Source organism: Streptomyces sp. NPDC002838 (assembly GCF_040295365.1).
Lineage (GTDB): Bacteria > Actinomycetota > Actinomycetes > Streptomycetales > Streptomycetaceae > Streptomyces.
Window position 1 is genome coordinate 248,464 of the sequence record NZ_JBEOVF010000009.1, and the last position, 16,355, is coordinate 264,818.

Consider the following 16,355-nt stretch of genomic DNA (forward strand, 5'->3'; position numbering starts at 1 on the left):
CCAGGATCAGCGCTAGCGCGGCCGCAGCGCGGCGACGGCGGCCACCGCGGGCACGGTGATGAGCAGGACATAGGTGACGGGCGACGTGGCGCCGTGTGACGGCCGCTTGCGGCGGCTCGGCGCCTGGTACCGCGGATAACTCACCGGAGTGACGGAGGGGCGCGGTGCGGGCTCGGCCGACGGCGTCGGTGCGGGAGCCGGTGTGGGGGTGGGGCTCGGCGTGGGGGCGGGAGCCGGGGGAGGGGTCGGCCGCGGGCGGGGTGGCGCCGGTTGCGGTGCCGGTGGGGGCGGTGGGGGAGGCGGCGGCTCGGGTGTCGGCGTGGGCGTCGGTTTCGGCTTCGGCGGCGGATCCGGGGCCGGGTCCGGTGTGGGCGTGGGCGTCGGTGGTGTGGGCGTGGGTGTCGGCGTGGGCTTCGGGCACGCCGGGGGAGTCGGCCAGGTGAGGCTTCCGGCGACCGCCACCGCATCGGTGCCGCCCGGACCGGTCGAGGCGTAGGCGCAGGCGTCGGCCACGGCCACGCCGGTCGGGGCGCCGACGAGGATCCATGTCAGCGTCAGCAGGGCCAACATCCGTATGGCCGGGGCGGATTGGGTCGGGTCGGGTCGATGCACGACGAAGATCATGAGGCCTGACGTACGGGCGCGCGCGCGAGTTGGAGGGGATTGCCCCGAAGGAGGGACAGCCGGCGGTCGACGGTTTGATCACTGGGCGTTCGCACGCCCAAAGAGGCGTACGGGTGTGCGAAACGGAGTGGGGGCGTCACAGGCTCCGGAAAGAAATGTGCGCTGCGGTTGAACGCAACCGCAGCTCCCGTGCGTACCCATGGTCGTGCGGCGGCGCAGAAGGGCGCTGCAACACCCTTGGGATTATGGGGAGTTGACGATGAAGACCTCCTGGCGGAGCGCCTCACTCGTGGCAAGCGCTGCTGCGGTTCTGGCGCTGACGACGGCGTGCGGTCAGGAAAGCGCCCCGTCCACGGGCAGCCAGAACGTGGGCGCGACGGCCGCCGCGGGCGACTACGGAAGCGCCGGTGCCGGCCTCGGCAACACCGGTTCCGGTGCCAGCCCGCAGGCGGGGCAGAGCAACCCCGCGACCCAGACCTCCACCGCGGGCGAGCTGTCCGTGTCCACCAACGCGGAACTGGGCGAGGTGCTGACGGACAGCGCCGGTCTGACCCTGTACCGCTTCGACGAGGACACCGCGGAGCCGCCGAAGTCGAACTGCGACGGCGACTGTGCCACGGCCTGGCCGCCGGTCCCCGCGGACGACGCCTCGGCAGGCGAGGGCGTCGACGAGGCGCTGCTCGGCGAGGTCACCCGCGCCGACGGCACCAAGCAGCTGACCATCGACGGTTGGCCGGCCTACCGCTACGCGAAGGACACCAAGGCCGGCGACGTCACCGGCCAGGGCGTGGGCGGCAAGTGGTACGCGCTGGCCGCCGACGGCAAGAAGGCCAAGCAGGCGGCCGACCTGCCCGGGCTGTCCACCCGCAAGGACCCCAAGCTCGGCGAGATCGTGATCGACAAGAACGGCCACACGGTCTACCGGTTCATGAAGGACACGCAGTGGCCGATGTCGACCGCGTGCACCGGCGACTGCCTGGAGAAGTGGCCCGTCGTCGCGCCGGTCGACGAGAAGGACACCAAGGGGATCGATCTGCAGGGCTCCACCCCCAACCGGGGCTACGTCGTCTTCGACCGCCCCGACGGCATCAAGCAGCAGTCCATCGACTGCGTACCGATCTACACCTTCGCGGGTGACAAGAAGCCCGGCGACACCAACGGCCAAGGCGTCGGCGGCACCTGGTTCGCGGTGCGGCCCGACGGAAAGCCGGTCGGAGCGTCCGAGTAAGCCGGGCGCGTCCGATCCACCGGTCCGCCCCCTCCGCGCCGCACGGAGGGGGCGGACCGGTTTGCCGTCATTCACCGCGACTCCCCGCGAACCGACCCCTGTTCCGGAACGCTCCGCAGTGCCCCGCCTACGTTTCGTAGGTGCCGCGGAGGAACATCGACGCGGCACGTGCCGCAGGCAGTGACCGGGAACGGATGGTCAATTTCCGTTTCTGCTCGCTCCTTTGCCGGGCGATCAGTAGCCTCTGCTCGAACACCGGATCGCCTACGCCTTGGAGAGATAGATGGAGCGTCCCGCCTGGGCCCCCCGAAGCATCGACATCTCGGTGCCGAGCGTTTCGCGCATCTACGACTACTACCTGGGCGGTTCGCACAACTTCGAGGTCGACCGGGAAGCGGCCCGCAGGGCCATGGACTTCATGCCGGGCCTGCCCAAGATCATGCAGGCCAACCGGGCGTTCCTGCACCGTGCGGTGCGCTTCGCCGCCGACGAGGGCATCACGCAGTTCCTGGACATCGGCTCAGGCATCCCGACCTTCGGCAACGTCCACGAGGTGGCCCAGGCGGCGCGCCCCGGCGCGCACGTGGTGTACGTCGACCACGACCCGGTGGCCGTGGCCCACAGCCAGGCGGTTCTCGCGGGCAACGAGGACGCGGACGTCGTGGCCGCCGACCTCCGTAAGCCCCACGAGATCCTCGCGAGCCCCGAAGTGCAGCGCCTGATCGACCTGAACCGGCCAGTCGCCCTGCTTCTCGTTGCCATACTGCACTTCGTGGAAGACGCGGACGACCCTTACGGAGCGGTGGCCGAGTTGCGCGGCGCGCTCGCGCCCGGCAGCCTGCTCGTCCTCACGCATGCCTCGTACGAGGGAATCCCACTGCCACCGGAGCGGGCCGAGGGTGCGGTGGACGTATACAAGGACATTCGCAACCCGCTGATCATGCGCTCGCGCGACGAGATCGCGCGGTTCTTCGAGGGGTACGACATGGTGGAACCGGGACTGGTGCCGATGCCGCGCTGGCGGCCGGACACGGCGCCGGAGGACGAGGATCCGTATGCCTTCTCCGGTTTCGCGGGCGTGGGGCGTACGGCGTGAGCGCGGAACAGGACGGGCCGGAGGACAGACTGCGGCGGTTCGCGACGATCTGGAGCCGGGCGGTCTTCCCGGTGACCTCGACGGCCGCGACCCGGCCCGAGTTCGAGAGACAACTGCTGCCGCTGGCCCGGCGGTTGAGCGAGGCGCTGAGGGCCAGGACCTTCGACGCGGGCGAGGCCAGGGCGGTGGGCGCCGCGCTCGTCGCCGCGCACTGCACCGACCCGGAGGCGCTCAGCCGCACGCTGGACTGCGTGGACGCGTATCTCGTGCTCTACTGCGGCGACGACAGCTCGGACGCCGCTCAGGAGGACCTGCGGGCGCGTGCCGCGCGGTTGCAGCACTCCATGGCCGCCGGGTTCGCGCAGGCGCTGCGCGAGCGGACGCTGGCCGAGCAGGAGGCCATCGCGCAGGCGGCGTTGCGGGCGCAGGGCCTGGTCGCGCAGGCGCTGCACGCGAGCGAGGCCCGCTTCCGCGCGGTCTTCGAGGGCGCGGCCATAGGCATCGGCATGGCCGACCTGGACGGCAACATCCTCCAGGTCAACGGGGCGCTGCTGCGCATGTTCGGACTCTCCGAGCAGACCATGCGCAGCCGCAACGTCAGGGAGTGGACGCACCCCGACGACGCTCCCCAGACCTGGAAGCTCTACGACGAACTCGTCCGCGGCGTCCGCGAGCACTACCACGTGGAGAAGGCGTTCTACCGCCCTGACGGAACGGTCCTGTGGACCAACCTGACGGTCTCCCTGCTGCGCGACGCCGACGGCAACCCGCAGTACCAGCTCGCCCTCATGGAGGACACCACCGAGCGCCGGCTGCTCAACCTTCGGCTGCGCTACGAGGCCACGCACGACGCGCTCACCGGCCTGCCCAACCGGACCTTCTTCTTCGAACGCCTGGAGAAGGCGCTGGGCGCCGGAGCAGGCCAGCGCTTCGGCCTGTGCTACCTCGACCTGGACGGCTTCAAGACCATCAACGACAGCCTCGGCCACGCGGCCGGCGACCGGCTGCTCGTCGAGGTCGCCGACCGGCTGCAGTCCTGCGCGACCGCGCCCGGCGAGATGGTCGCCCGGCTCGGCGGCGACGAGTTCGTGGCGCTGACCACCGGCTCCGAGACCGAGCGTGAGGTCGACGAGCTCGCCGCCCGCATCATGAACGTGCTGCTCGCCCCCGTCAGCATCGACGGCCGTGAGCTGACCGTGCGCGGCAGCATCGGCATCGTCGAGGGCCCGGCGGGGGAGCGCAGCCCGGCGGAGGTGCTGCGCAGCGCCGACATCACCATGTACCGGGCCAAGTCGGCGGGCGGCAACCGCTTCGAGCTCGCCGACCCGGAGGCCGACGCCCGCGCCATCACCCGGCACGGGCTGACCACCGCCCTGCCGACCGCCCTGGACCGAGGCGAGTTCTTCATCGAGTACCAGCCGCTGGTCCACCTGGGCGACGGCAGCGTGCGCGGCGCCGAGGCCCTGGTGCGCTGGCTGCACCCGCAGCACGGTGTGCTCGGCCCCGACCGGTTCATCCCGCTCGCCGAACACACCGGTCTGATCGTTCCGCTGGGCCGCTGGGTCCTGGAGCAGTCGGTGCGTCAGGCACGCGACTGGCGGGAACGGCACGCCGACGCCGGGCCGCTGCGCATCAACGTGAACCTCTCGCCCTGCCAGCTCACCCATCCCGGCCTGGTCCAGGACACCATCGACATCCTGGAGCGCACGGGCGTCGACCCCGGCGCGCTCTGCCTGGAGGTCACCGAGTCGGCCCTGATCGGCGCCGACGACGACCTGCTCAAGCCGCTGCGCCGCCTCGCCGAGATGGGCGTCGACATCGCCCTGGACGACTTCGGCACCGGCTACTCCAACCTCGCCAACCTGCGCCGGCTGCCGGTGAGCATCCTCAAGCTGGACCGCTCCTTCACCCAGAGCATGCAGCAGTTCCCGGCCGACCCCGTCGACCTCAAGATCGTCGAAGGGATCGTTTCTCTCGCCCACAGCCTGAACCTCGCGGTGACGGTGGAGGGCGTGGAGACCGGCGCCCAGGCCGAGCAGCTGCGCATACTGGGCTGCGACACGGCCCAGGGCTGGTACTACGCCCGCCCGGGCCCGCCGGACCGGCTGCACGAGCTGGCGCTGGTGGACGCGACGGGGTGACGGCACAACTCGGTTGCTGGGGTGCCGGGGCCGTCCGCGAGGATGCCCGGGTGACCGAGGAACAGACGAGATGAAGGAGGCCGAACTGCCCGACCATCCGGGCAGCTCGGCGGGCGGCCCCCGGTACGAGCCCTCGGCCATCGCCGGCGTCGTCCTGGCCCCCGGCCTGGCGCACCTCACGTACGAGACGGACTTCGACGGCCGGCACGCGCGCCGCAGCTCGCTCTGGCGCAGGCGGAGCGAGGAGACCGGCTGGCGGATGTACCACCACCAGGGGACACCGGTCCCGCCCGAGTCGGCGTAGCGGCCGCTCGGCTGCTCTTCCCCGGCCGTCAGCCCGTCTCCCTCTCCCGCAGATCGTCGGCCACCGCCGTGGCCGCGCGGACCAGTGCCGCCGTGGCCGTCGAACGGGACTGCAGCCGGGCCGGGCGATGGCGAGGACCGCGGGCGGGGCGTCCGCGACGGGCCGGCAGACGACACCCGGGCGCGGATAGCGGGCGGCGACGGAGTCCGGCAGCAGGGGGACGAGGTCGCCCAGGGCGACGAGCGTGAGCAGTTGGGCCAGGTCGTGGCTCTTGCCGCGGATCTCGTCGAGGTACCGGTGCAAGCGACGAATTAGCGCAGCGGGCGGGATTCCACGAACTCCCCCTCTGTTCGGTATTGCCCTGAGGGTAACAAGCGGGAGCGGGCCGGTCCTTCAGTTCGGGCGCGCCGGGCAGCAGGCTCGACGACGTCAAGTGAAGTGATTCTTCTGGGAGTTGTTCGTGATCGTCGTCACCACGCCGAGCGGACAGATCGGCCGGCAGGTCCTCGATCGTCGCCTCGACGCTCCGGAGGGCGCCGCGGGGATCCGGGTGATCGCCCGTGACCCCGGTCGCCTCTCCCCGCGCGTGCGCGAACACGTGGAGGTCGTACGGGGATCGCACGCGGACCCCGCTGTTCCGAAGGAGGCGTGCGAGGGCGCCGACCGCGTGTTCTGGCTGGTGCCGCCCTCACCCCGGGTCGACGGCGTCGAGGGGTCACGTCCGCGCCTTCACGGAGCCGTTGCGTGAGGTGATCGGGCACGGGGGAGTCGAGCGGGTCGTCGCCGTCTCCACCCTCGGCCGGGGCGTGGCGAACGCCGGGCAGATCTCGGCGTCGCTCGCCGCGGACGAGACGGTCTCGGCCACCGGCGTGCACTACCGGGCACTGTGCGCGCCGTTCCTGATGGAGAACCTGCTCCACCAGGCCGAGTCCATCCGCGACGCAGGTGTGTGGCGCGTGGCGCTGTCCCAGGACCGCGTCCTGCGTACCTGCGCCCCCCGCGACATCGCCGCCGAGGCCGCCCGGCTGCTGCTCGACGGCTCCTGGACCGGACAGGACGACGTCCCGCTGGCCGGCCCCGACGAGCTGACCCCCGAGGGCATGGCCCGGGTCGTCTCCGAGGTGCTGGACCGTCCGGTGCGCGTCCGGCGGACCAGCAGTGCGGACCACCGGGAGATGATGCTGCGCTTCGGGGCCAGTGGGGCCTGGGCACAGGGCCAGGCCGACATGATGGACGCCCCGAACGACCAGGGTCTCTACGGCGCCGACGCGCCGAGCACCCCCTCAGTCCGCGCCCACCGGCTTCCGCCAGTGGTGCGCGGAGGTGCTCAGGCGGGCCGTCCTGGGCTGAGCTCAGCGCTCCAGCAGCATCCGCTGGAGTTCCCGGGCCGCCCTGGGCGGCGCCACGTCACTGCGGTGCGCGAGCGCGATCGTACGGTGCAGCCCGGGCCGGGCCAGCGGGGTCACCCGCAGCCCGCGCCCGGACCGGGCCGCCACCATCCGGGGGACGACGGCCACGCCCAGCCCGGCCCGCACGAACCCCAGCACCGCGTCCATCTCCCCGCCCTCCACCGCGAAGTCCGGCTCGAAGCCCTCGGCGCGGCACGCGGCCACGGTCAGTTCCCGCAGGTCGTAGCCGTGCCGGAACATCACCAGGCGTTCGCCCTCGAGATCGGCGACGCGTACCGTGCGCTGCCCGTGCCCCGGCCTGGAGGCGTCGGGGGAGGAGACCACGACGAGGTCCTCGCGCAGCAGATCCACCGTGGTGAGCGCGGGGGAGGGCGTCGGCAGCGGGAGGACGACCAGGGCCAGGTCGAGGGCGCCGCGGGCGAGTTCCCGTACGAGATCGTGGGAGCCGCCCTCCTCGATCAGCAGCCGGATGCCCGGATAGCGGTCGTGGAAGGCACGCAGCACGTCCGGCAACAGCCCTGTGCACAGACTCGGCGTCGCGCCCAGCCGGACCCGTCCGCTGCGCAGCTGCACCAGCTCCTGCACCTCGTGCCGGGCGGTGTCCGCGTCGGCGAGGATGCGCCGGGCCAGCGGCAGCAGCGCCTCACCCGCGTCGGTGAGCGTGATGTTGCCCCGGGCCCGCTGGAACAGATCCGCCCCGAGCTCCCGCTCCAGCGCCTTGATCTGCTGCGACAGCGAGGGCTGGGCGACATGGACCAGCTCGGCGGCCCGGGTGAAGTGACGGGTCTCGGCGACGGCCACGAAATACTGGAGCTGCTGGAACTGCATGGTCGTACGATAGCCGTAGCCTATGGAATCAAGCCGGACCATGTCTTGGACCGATCGGGTTGCCCGGGCCTAGCGTGCTGTGACATGGCACTGGTAACGCGGACGGACCGACGACCGTCCATGGCACGCACCGTGTGGGACTCCTCCGTCGGCAAGAAGACCGTGATGGCGGTCAGCGGTCTGATCATGCTGCTGTACCTGGTCGCCCACATGATCGGCAACCTGAAGATCTTCTTCGGGTCGGGCGAGTTCAACCACTACGCGCACTGGCTGCGCACTGTCGGCGAACCGTTCATGCACTACGAGTGGACGCTGTGGCTGATCCGGATCGTGCTGGTGGTCGCCGTGGTCGCCCACGCCACGTCCGCGTACCAGCTCAGCCGCCGCGACATCAAGGCGCGCCCGAGCAAGTACGTCCACAAGAAGCCGCGGGCCAGTTACGCGACGCGCACCATGCGCTGGGGCGGGATCATCCTCGGCCTGTTCATCGTCTGGCACATCCTGGACCTGACCACCGGCACCGTGCATCCCGGCTTCCAGCCCGGCCACCCGTACCAGAACGTCGTGGACACCTTCTCCACCTGGTACGGCAACGTGATCTACATCGTGGCGATGCTCGCTCTCGGCCTGCACATCCGGCACGGCTTCTGGAGCGCCGCCCAGACCCTCGGCGTCGGCAGCCGCACCCGCGACCGCGCCTTCAAGACCGTCGCCGACATCCTCGCGCTGCTGCTCACGGCCGGCTTCATCGCCGTCCCCGTGGGCGTCATGACCGGAGTGGTGAGCTGACATGAGTACCTACGCCGACTACACGACCGGCGAGCCCGTCGTCGACAGCAAGGCCCCGGCCGGCCCGATCAACGAACGCTGGGACAAGCGCCGTTTCGAGGCCAGGCTGGTCAACCCCGCCAACCGCCGCAAGCACACGGTGATCGTGGTGGGGACCGGCCTCGCCGGCGGCTCCGCCGGTGCCACCCTCGCCGAACAGGGCTACCACGTCGTCCAGTTCTGCTACCAGGACTCCCCGCGCCGCGCCCACTCGATCGCCGCGCAGGGCGGCATCAACGCGGCCAAGAACTACCGCAACGACGGGGACTCCATCCACCGGCTGTTCTACGACACCGTCAAGGGCGGCGACTTCAGGGCGCGGGAGTCGAACGTCCACCGGCTGGCGCAGATCTCGGTGGAGATCATCGACCAGTGCGTGGCGCAGGGCGTGCCCTTCGCCCGCGAGTACGGCGGCCTGCTCGACACCCGCTCCTTCGGCGGCGTCCAGGTGTCGCGGACCTTCTACGCCCGAGGGCAGACAGGGCAGCAGCTGCTCCTCGGCGCCTACCAGGCGCTGTCCCGGCAGATCGCGGCCGGGAACGTGGAGATGCACCCGCGGACGGAGATGCTGGACCTGATCGTCGTCGACGGGCGGGCGCGCGGGATCGTGGCGAGGGATCTCATCACCGGTCGCATCGACACGTACTTCGCCGACGCCGTCGTGCTGGCGAGCGGCGGTTACGGCAACGTCTTCTACCTGTCGACGAACGCCATGAACTCCAACGCGACCGCGATCTGGCGGGCGCACCGGCGCGGCGCCTACTTCGCCAACCCCTGCTTCACCCAGATCCACCCCACCTGCATCCCGCGCACCGGCGACCACCAGTCCAAGCTCACCCTGATGAGCGAGTCGCTGCGCAACGACGGCCGGATCTGGGTGCCCAAGGCCAAGGGCGACGACCGCCCGCCGAACAAGATCCCCGAGGACGAGCGCGACTACTACCTGGAGCGCATCTACCCCTCCTTCGGCAACCTCGTCCCGCGTGACATCGCCTCCCGCGCCGCGAAGAACGTCTGCGACGAGGGCAGGGGCGTCGGTCCCGGCGGACAGGGCGTCTACCTCGACTTCGCGGACGCCATCGAGCGCATGGGCCGGGGGGCGGTCGAGGCCAAGTACGGCAACCTCTTCGACATGTACCAGCGGATCACCGACGAGGATCCGTACGAGGTGCCGATGCGGATCTACCCGGCGGTGCACTACACGATGGGCGGCCTCTGGGTCGACTACGACCTCCAGACCACCGTCCCCGGCCTGTTCGCGATCGGCGAGGCCAACTTCTCCGACCACGGCGCCAACCGGCTGGGCGCCTCCGCGCTGATGCAGGGCCTGGCCGACGGCTACTTCGTACTGCCGGCCACCATCAACGACTACCTCGCCCGCAACCCCCACCACGACGCGATCGACGCCGAACACCCCGTCGTGCAGGAGGTGCTGGCCGAGACCGAGGACCGGCTGAACCTGCTGCTGGCCGTCGACGGCGACCGCACCCCCGACTCCTTCCACCGCGAAGTCGGCGAACTCATGTGGGAGTTCTGCGGCATGGCCCGCACCGACAGCGGACTGCGCAAGGCGCTGGAGCGCATCCCGCAGATCCGCGAGGAGTTCTGGCGGCGGATCAAGGTCCCGGGGACCGGCGAGGAGTTCAACCAGTCCCTGGAGAAGGCCAACCGCGTCGTCGACTACCTGGAGCTCGCCGAGCTGATGTGCCTCGACGCGCTGCACCGCGGCGAGTCCTGCGGCGGCCACTTCCGTGAGGAGTCCCAGACTCCCGACGGCGAGGCCGCCCGCAGGGACGAGGAGTTCGCGTACGCGGCCGCCTGGCAGTTCATGGGAACCGGTGACGCTCCGGTTCTGCACAAGGAAGACCTGGTCTTCGAGTACGTCCACCCCACTCAGCGGAGCTACGCATGAAGCTCACCCTGCGCGTCTGGCGGCAGCAGAACGCCGACGCCGACGGAGCGATGTCCACGTACGAGGTGGACGGGATCTCCTCCGACATGTCCTTCCTGGAGATGCTGGACACCCTCAACGAGGAGCTCATCCTCAAGGGCGAGGACCCGGTCGCCTTCGACCACGACTGCCGCGAGGGCATCTGCGGCGCGTGTTCGCTCGTCATCAACGGCGACGCGCACGGGCCCGAGCGGACCACGACCTGCCAGCTGCACATGCGGTCCTTCAGGGACGGCGACACGATCGACATCGAGCCGTGGCGGGCGTCCGCGTTCCCGGTGATCAAGGACCTGGTGGTGGACCGGTCGGCGTTCGACCGGATCATCCAGGCCGGCGGTTACATCACCGCGCCCACCGGTTCCGCGCCGGAGGCCCATGCGACGCCGGTGCCCAAGCCGGACGCCGACTTCGCCTTCGAGCACGCGGAGTGCATCGGGTGCGGGGCGTGTGTGGCCGCCTGTCCCAACGGAGCGGCGATGCTGTTCACATCCGCCAAGATCAACCACCTCAACGTCCTGCCGCAGGGCGCGCCCGAGCGCGAGACGCGCGTGCTGGACATGGTCGCGCAGATGGACGAGGAGGGGTTCGGCGGCTGCACCCTCACCGGAGAGTGCGCCACGGCATGCCCCAAGGGCATCCCGCTGGTGTCCATCACGAGCATGAACAAGGAGTGGCTGCGCGCGACCCGCAAGGTGGCCGGGCGCTAGACCCCCCAGCTCACAGAACGTTCGCCGACAAGGTGCGGACGGGCGGGGCCGGGAGTGGTGCTCAACCCCGGCCCCGCCAGGCACCCCTGGCATTCAACAACCTCACACCGTGTCTCTCTTCGTGGGTCACGCGCCGGTCAGCCGGCGTCGGAAGAACTGTGGCGGCGGCACCGCTCGCCGCCCTCGGCCCGTGACCTGGAGAGAGCCATGACCGGCGTTTCCACGCTCGACCGTCCCCCGCAGTCGACCGCTCCCACCCGCTACACCGTCACCCTCGCCCGCGACGAAGCCGACGTGCGTGCCGCGCAGCGGCTGCGGCACGAGGTCTTCGCCGGGGAGATGGGCGCCCTGCTGTCCACCCCGCAGCCCGGGCTCGACGCCGACGCCTTCGACGCGTACTGCGACCACCTGCTCGTGCGCGACACCGTGACCGGCCAGGTCGTCGGGACGTACCGGCTGCTGCCGCCCGAGCGGGCCGCCGTCGCCGGACGCCTGTACTCGGAGGGCGAGTTCGACCTCGCCCCGCTCGACCCCATCCGTGCTGGGCTCGTCGAGGTCGGCCGCTCCTGCGTCCACCCCGACCACCGGGACGGCGCGGTCATCGGACTCATCTGGGCCGGCATCGCCCGCTACATGGTGGACGGCGGTCACGAGTGGCTCGCCGGCTGCTGCTCGATCCCCCTGGCCGACGGCGGCGCCCTCGCGACGGCCACCTGGGACCGGGTGCGGGCCAAGTACCTGGCACCCGAGGAGTTCCGCGTACGGCCGCTGCTGCCGTGGGTGCCGCAGAACGACACGCCCGCCGCCCGCACCGAACTGCCCGCACTCCTGCGCGGCTACCTCCGCCTCGGCGCCTGGGTCTGCGCGGAGCCCGCCCATGACCCGGACTTCGGGGTCGCCGACCTGTACGTGCTGCTGTCGATGCGCAGGGTCAACCCGCGCTATCTGCGGCACTTCCTCTCCCTCGTCCCGGCCTGATGAGCGTCTGGCTGCCCAGCGCGCCCTGCACCCCGAGGGCGTGCGTGGAGGCGAGGGCATCCGCCACGGCCGTACCGCGTGCCGTGCTGCGGCTGGCGGCGGTCACGGCCCTGGTGCTCGCCGGGGTCGTCCTGACGCCGCTCGGCGGGAGGATCCCCGCCGGTCCGGTGAAGCGGTGGTGCCGGTGGATCGTACGGGCCGCAGGGGTCCAGGTCCGTATCACCGGCGCCACCGCGCCCGCCGGAGGGCTGCTGCTGGTCGCCAACCACATCTCCTGGCTGGACATCCCGCTGCTCGCCGCCGTCCGCCCGGCCCGGATGCTCGCCAAGGCCGAGATCCGGCAATGGCCCGTGGCGGGACCGCTGGCCGCGCGGGGCGGGGTCCTGTTCATCGACCGGGACCGGCTGCGCGCGCTGCCCGGCACGGTCGCCCGGATCGCGGACGTCCTGCGCTCCGGGCAGGCGGTCGCGGTCTTCCCCGAGGGCAGCACCTGGTGCGGCCGCGCCCAGGGGCACTTCCGCCGGGCCGTCTTCCAGGCCGCGCTCGACGCCGGAGTCCCCGTGCAGCCCGTGCACATCCGCTACCGGCTCGCCGGGGGAGCGGCCAGCACCGCGCCCGCCTTCGTCGGCGAGGACTCCCTGCTCACCTCGATGTGGCGGGTGGTCTCGGCGCGCGGACTGGTGGCCGAGGTCGAGGTCCGGGACGTCATCCCACCGGGCCGCCACTCCGACCGCCGCGCACTCGCCCGGGCCGCGCAGCCGGGGGCGACGGCCGAGCTGGACTGGACCCACGCCGCCTTGGTCGCTTAGCAGGCCTGTCCGGGGGAGCGTGGGGGAGGCGTGCAAGGCCCCGCGCCTGCGGCATGATCCGTCGGCAGGCCTAGGAAGCGAAGATCCCGGCAAGCCGCCGGTAGGAGTCCAGCAGGGCCTCGCGGTCGTAGGTGCTGGTGGTGACGAGGAGTTCCTGTGCCCCCGTCTCCTTCAGCAGCGTCTCCAGCTCGTGCGCGACCTGCTCCTCGGTGCCGGCGATGTGCCCGGCGAGTCCGGACTCGTAGAAGCCGCGTTCCTTGCCGGTCATCGGCAGGGCGTCGACGCGCTCGGCGGGCGGCAGGGGCGGGAAGGTGCCGTGGGTGCGCGAGTACGCCATGGACCAGGCCTCCGGGATCAGCAGCCGCCGGGCCTCGGCGGGCGTCGCCGCCACCGCGACCGTGCCGGAGATGACGACGTACGGCTCGCGCGCCCAGGGGGAGGGACGGAAGTGCGCGCGGTAGTGGTCGATGCCGCGCTGCATCTTCTCCCGGCTCCTGAGGTCCCCGATGACCATCGGCAGGCCAGCCCGCGCCGCGATGGCGGCGCCCTCGCCCATGGCCAGTACGAACGGCGGCACGGTCAGGCCCTCGGCGGGGCGTGCGTGCACGCCGGTCGGGGACGTTCCCCGGAACCAGCCGAGCAGCTCGTCGAGCTGCGCCGCGAAGTCCTCGGCGTCGCCCTTGTCGCGTCCCAGGGCCTTGCGCACGCCGTCCGTGAAGCCCACCGACCGGCCCAGCCCCATGTCGATCCGCCCGGGGAAGAGGGACTCCAGCACTCCGAACTGCTCGGCCACGATCAGGGGTTGGTGGTTGGGCAGCATCACGCCGCCGGTGCCGACCCGGATCGTCCGTGTCGCCGCGGCCACGGCGGCGGCCAGCACGGTCGGCGCGGAACCGGCGACCCCGGGCACGCCGTGGTGCTCCGACACCCAGAACCGGTGGTACCCGAGCCCTTCCAGCTCCTGCGCCAGCCGCACGGTGTCGCGCAGCGCCTCGGCGTTCGTACGGCCCTCGCGGGTGCGGGAACGGTCGAGGACGGAGAAGCGGGTGGCGGCGATCACGGAACTCACATGGGGTTCAACGCCTGGCGGGCGGTGACATTCCCATCCGCCGACGCCGACCGCCGCCGGGGAAAACCGCGTGACCGCGATCCCGCACGTCACCAACAATGGAGCCCGCTGCACGGCGGCCGCCGAGCGTCCCGCACCGGAAAGGTCGTCCCGCACCGGAAAGGAGGCCGACTGTGACCGTCCCGAACCTCCTGCTGTCCGGCGTCGTCGGCTCGACCGCGTACGGGCTCGCCCAGGCGGGCTCCGACGTCGACCGTCTCGGCCTGTTCGCCGCGCCCACCACCGACCTGCACGGACTGCGCGGCCCGAAGGAGTCCCACGTCACCAGGGCGCCGGACCGCACCCTGCACGAGGCCGCGAAGTGGTGCCGGCTCGCCCTGGGCGGCAACCCGACCGCCATGGAGCTGGTGTGGCTGCCGGCCGACCTGTACGAGGTGCGCGCACCCCTGGGCGAGGAGCTGATCGGCATCCGTACGGCGTTCCTGTCCGCCCAGCGCGTGCGGGACGCCTACCTCGGCTACGCCGCCCAGCAGTTCCGGCGCCTGCAAGCCCGCGGCGACGGCTCGTTCTCCGCGGACACGCGGGGGCGCACCGCGAAGCACGCCCGGCACCTGAAACGGCTGTGCCACCAGGGCCTTCAGCTGTACGCGACCGGGCAGTTGGAGATCCGGGTCGAGAACCCGGAGGAGTACCACGCGTTCGGCGAGCGCGTCGCCGCCGACTCCTCGGTCGCGCTGCCCCTGCTCAGGTACTACGAGGCCGCCTTCGACGAGACCCGTACGGTGCTGCCGGACCGGCCCGACGAGGCGGCGGTGGAGGCGTGGCTGCACAGGGTCCGCGGCCACTTCTACACCCCGGATACCTCCGCGGCGTGCTCGTGCTCGCAGGCCTCGTCGATGCCGTAGGTGTCCCAGGCGGGGAACGGGTCGGCCGCGGGGGCCGTCTCGTTCGGGCGCATGAGGCAGTCGGTGAGCGCGGCCTTGAGGGCCTCCGCGTCCAACTGCGTACCGATGAAGACCAGTTCCTGCGCGTACGGGGCGTCGGGGTCACGGGCGGCGGACGGCTCGAAGCGGGCCACCGCACCGGCCTGCGACCACAGTCCCGTCACGTTCGGACGGCTGGCCAGGGTGAAGAACCCCTTCGACCGCAGGATCCGCCCGTACCTGCCGCCGTCCAGTTCCTCGGTGACGAAGGCCCACACCCGGCCGGGATGGAAGGGGAGTTCGGAGCGGAAGACGGTGGAGGAGACTCCGTACTCCTCCGTCTCCGGGACATGGTCGCCGTTGAGCTCCCGCACCCAGCCCGGGGCCTGCTGGGCACGCTCCAGGTCGAACAGCCCGGTGCCCAGCACCTCCCGGAGAGCCACCGTTCCGTGGACGGCCGGGACGATCCGGGCGACGGGGTTGAGGCGGCCGAGCGTCGCGCGCAGGCGGGCGGCCGCCTCCTCGTCGACCAGGTCGAGCTTGTTGAGCACCAGGACGTCGGCGAACTCGATCTGGTCGACGAGCAGATCGCTGACCGTGCGCTCGTCGTCCTCGTACTGGTCCAGGCCGCGCTCGATCAGCTCGTCGCCGCTGTCCAGCTCCGTCAGGAAGTTGGCGGCGTCCACGACCGTGACCATCGTGTCCAGGCGGGCGACGTCGTCGAGGGTGGCGCCGTCGTCGCGGGCGAAGGCGAAGGTGGCGGCCACCGGCATGGGCTCGGAGATGCCGGAACTCTCGATGAGCAGGTGGTCGAAGCGGCCCTCGCGGGCCAGCCGGCCGACCTCCTCCAGCAGGTCGTCGCGCAGGGTGCAGCAGATGCACCCGTTGGTCATCTCGACCAGGCGTTCCTCGGTCCGGGACAGGGCCGCCTCACCGCCGCGGACCAGCGCCGCGTCGATGTTGACCTCGCTCATGTCGTTGACGATGACGGCGACGCGCAGCCCGTCACGATTGGCGAGCACATGATTGAGCAGCGTCGTCTTGCCCGCCCCCAGGAACCCGGAGAGCACGGTGACGGGCAGTCGGTCGTACGTCATCCGCTCAGCCCTCGGGCCGCAGCAGCCCGCGCTCGTACGCCTTGACCAGGTTCTGCGGTACGAGGTGACGCACGCCGTCGATCGTGACGGGTACGAGCGTGGGCGTGGCGGCTTTCCACTGCGCGCGGCGGTGACGGGTGTTGCTGCGGGACATCTTCCGCTTGGGGACGGCCATGGCGTTCCTCCTCGGTGGGCGAGCACCGAGGACGCTACATGAAAATGGATCCCATTAACAATTCCGGGGAGTCGACTCCGGGGAGTCGGGGGGGGCCCGCCGCCACCCCCCGGGCGCCCCACACCACCGCCGGGCCCACCCGCCACACGTACACGGAAAACGCGGAGGGGGGGGTGGGCTTGGGGGCG

At 71.5% G+C, this 16,355-nt stretch carries 14 protein-coding genes and 3 pseudogenes; 11 read left to right on the plus strand and 6 right to left on the minus strand.

The features are described from left to right. Positions 1 to 12: 12 nt before the first annotated feature. Positions 13 to 612 carry a hypothetical protein gene (locus tag ABT063_RS15295; RefSeq protein WP_351057774.1) on the minus strand — a complete coding sequence of 200 codons (600 nt, stop codon included), beginning with the start codon at positions 610 to 612 and terminating at the stop codon, positions 13 to 15. Between the two features lie 271 nt (positions 613 to 883). Here ABT063_RS15295 and ABT063_RS15300 point away from each other — a divergent pair, with 271 nt between their 5' ends. From ABT063_RS15300 to ABT063_RS15315, 4 genes and pseudogenes are all read left to right on the plus strand, one after another. Continuing rightward, positions 884 to 1,852: an SCO0930 family lipoprotein gene (locus ABT063_RS15300; protein WP_351057775.1), complete on the plus strand. Its 969-nt coding sequence runs from the start codon at positions 884 to 886 to the stop codon at positions 1,850 to 1,852. 283 nt (positions 1,853 to 2,135) lie between these two features. Continuing rightward, entirely contained in the window at positions 2,136 to 2,948 is an 813-nt protein-coding gene (locus tag ABT063_RS15305) for an SAM-dependent methyltransferase (RefSeq protein WP_351057777.1), read from the plus strand. Beyond that, the gene (locus tag ABT063_RS15310; protein ID WP_351057778.1) at positions 2,945 to 5,089 is read left to right on the plus strand and encodes a putative bifunctional diguanylate cyclase/phosphodiesterase; all 2,145 of its coding nucleotides are present in this window, start codon (positions 2,945 to 2,947) and stop codon (positions 5,087 to 5,089) included. The genes ABT063_RS15305 and ABT063_RS15310 overlap by 4 nt, the downstream gene beginning before the upstream one ends. Before the next feature lie 40 nt (positions 5,090 to 5,129). Beyond that, a pseudogene (locus ABT063_RS15315) lies at positions 5,130 to 5,393 on the plus strand (DUF4440 domain-containing protein); the annotation flags it as partial. A gap of 28 nt (positions 5,394 to 5,421) precedes the next feature. On the opposite strand, the pseudogene ABT063_RS15320 reads toward ABT063_RS15315, so the two are convergent. Then, positions 5,422 to 5,696 (minus strand): annotated as a pseudogene (locus tag ABT063_RS15320) (LysR family transcriptional regulator); the annotation flags it as partial. A 157-nt stretch (positions 5,697 to 5,853) separates the two neighbouring features. Between ABT063_RS15320 and ABT063_RS15325 the strand changes: the two are divergent. Beyond that, positions 5,854 to 6,743 (plus strand): annotated as a pseudogene (locus ABT063_RS15325) (NAD(P)H-binding protein). Between the two features lie 2 nt (positions 6,744 to 6,745). Here ABT063_RS15325 and ABT063_RS15330 read toward each other — a convergent pair. Next, on the minus strand, positions 6,746 to 7,630 hold the full coding sequence (locus tag ABT063_RS15330; protein ID WP_351057779.1) for a LysR family transcriptional regulator: 885 nt from the start codon (positions 7,628 to 7,630) through the stop codon (positions 6,746 to 6,748). A gap of 120 nt (positions 7,631 to 7,750) precedes the next feature. Between ABT063_RS15330 and ABT063_RS15335 the strand changes: the two genes are divergently transcribed. The 5 genes from ABT063_RS15335 to ABT063_RS15355 all read left to right on the plus strand — a co-directional run bounded on the left by ABT063_RS15335 (position 7,751) and on the right by ABT063_RS15355 (position 12,903). After that, positions 7,751 to 8,419, plus strand: coding sequence for a succinate dehydrogenase (locus tag ABT063_RS15335; protein ID WP_351057781.1), 669 nt, complete (start codon positions 7,751 to 7,753; stop codon positions 8,417 to 8,419). Between the two features lies 1 nt (position 8,420). Beyond that, positions 8,421 to 10,370, plus strand: a complete 1,950-nt coding sequence (locus tag ABT063_RS15340) for a fumarate reductase/succinate dehydrogenase flavoprotein subunit (RefSeq protein ID WP_351057782.1) — start codon at positions 8,421 to 8,423, stop codon at positions 10,368 to 10,370. Beyond that, on the plus strand, positions 10,367 to 11,116 hold the full coding sequence (locus tag ABT063_RS15345) for a succinate dehydrogenase/fumarate reductase iron-sulfur subunit (protein ID WP_351057783.1): 750 nt from the start codon (positions 10,367 to 10,369) through the stop codon (positions 11,114 to 11,116). The genes ABT063_RS15340 and ABT063_RS15345 overlap by 4 nt, the downstream gene beginning before the upstream one ends. A 207-nt stretch (positions 11,117 to 11,323) precedes the next feature. Next, entirely contained in the window at positions 11,324 to 12,094 is a 771-nt protein-coding gene (locus ABT063_RS15350) for a GNAT family N-acetyltransferase (protein WP_351057784.1), read from the plus strand. Continuing rightward, entirely contained in the window at positions 12,094 to 12,903 is an 810-nt protein-coding gene (locus ABT063_RS15355; RefSeq protein ID WP_351057785.1) for a lysophospholipid acyltransferase family protein, read from the plus strand. Before ABT063_RS15350 ends, ABT063_RS15355 begins: the two co-directional genes overlap by 1 nt. A gap of 70 nt (positions 12,904 to 12,973) precedes the next feature. Here ABT063_RS15355 and ABT063_RS15360 read toward each other — a convergent pair whose 3' ends face one another. Next, on the minus strand, positions 12,974 to 13,972 hold the full coding sequence (locus tag ABT063_RS15360; RefSeq protein ID WP_351057786.1) for an LLM class flavin-dependent oxidoreductase: 999 nt from the start codon (positions 13,970 to 13,972) through the stop codon (positions 12,974 to 12,976). A gap of 173 nt (positions 13,973 to 14,145) precedes the next feature. On the opposite strand from ABT063_RS15360, the gene ABT063_RS15365 reads away from it, so the two are divergent. Then, positions 14,146 to 14,877 (plus strand): nucleotidyltransferase domain-containing protein, encoded by a 732-nt coding sequence (locus tag ABT063_RS15365; RefSeq protein ID WP_351057787.1) that lies wholly within the window; start codon positions 14,146 to 14,148, stop codon positions 14,875 to 14,877. Here ABT063_RS15365 and ABT063_RS15370 read toward each other — a convergent pair. Then, positions 14,820 to 15,992: a GTP-binding protein gene (locus ABT063_RS15370; protein WP_351057788.1), complete on the minus strand. Its 1,173-nt coding sequence runs from the start codon at positions 15,990 to 15,992 to the stop codon at positions 14,820 to 14,822. The genes ABT063_RS15365 and ABT063_RS15370 overlap by 58 nt on opposite strands. A 4-nt stretch (positions 15,993 to 15,996) precedes the next feature. Beyond that, positions 15,997 to 16,167: a 50S ribosomal protein L32 gene (rpmF, locus tag ABT063_RS15375; protein ID WP_095750490.1), complete on the minus strand. Its 171-nt coding sequence runs from the start codon at positions 16,165 to 16,167 to the stop codon at positions 15,997 to 15,999. Between the last annotated feature and the right edge of the window lie 188 nt (positions 16,168 to 16,355).

Excerpts from the sequence above, each read along its gene's own strand:
- ABT063_RS15300 (WP_351057775.1), top strand. The coding sequence starts at position 884 with ATGAAGACCTCCTGGCGGAGCGCCTCACTCGTGGCAAGCGCTGCTGCG.
- ABT063_RS15305 (WP_351057777.1), top strand. The coding sequence starts at position 2,136 with ATGGAGCGTCCCGCCTGGGCCCCCCGAAGCATCGACATCTCGGTGCCG.
- ABT063_RS15330 (WP_351057779.1), bottom strand. The coding sequence starts at position 7,630 with ATGCAGTTCCAGCAGCTCCAGTATTTCGTGGCCGTCGCCGAGACCCGT.
- ABT063_RS15335 (WP_351057781.1), top strand. The coding sequence starts at position 7,751 with ATGGCACGCACCGTGTGGGACTCCTCCGTCGGCAAGAAGACCGTGATG.
- ABT063_RS15340 (WP_351057782.1), top strand. The coding sequence starts at position 8,421 with ATGAGTACCTACGCCGACTACACGACCGGCGAGCCCGTCGTCGACAGC.
- ABT063_RS15345 (WP_351057783.1), top strand. The coding sequence starts at position 10,367 with ATGAAGCTCACCCTGCGCGTCTGGCGGCAGCAGAACGCCGACGCCGAC.
- ABT063_RS15350 (WP_351057784.1), top strand. The coding sequence starts at position 11,324 with ATGACCGGCGTTTCCACGCTCGACCGTCCCCCGCAGTCGACCGCTCCC.
- ABT063_RS15355 (WP_351057785.1), top strand. The coding sequence starts at position 12,094 with ATGAGCGTCTGGCTGCCCAGCGCGCCCTGCACCCCGAGGGCGTGCGTG.
- ABT063_RS15370 (WP_351057788.1), bottom strand. The coding sequence starts at position 15,992 with ATGACGTACGACCGACTGCCCGTCACCGTGCTCTCCGGGTTCCTGGGG.
- rpmF (WP_095750490.1), bottom strand. The coding sequence starts at position 16,167 with ATGGCCGTCCCCAAGCGGAAGATGTCCCGCAGCAACACCCGTCACCGC.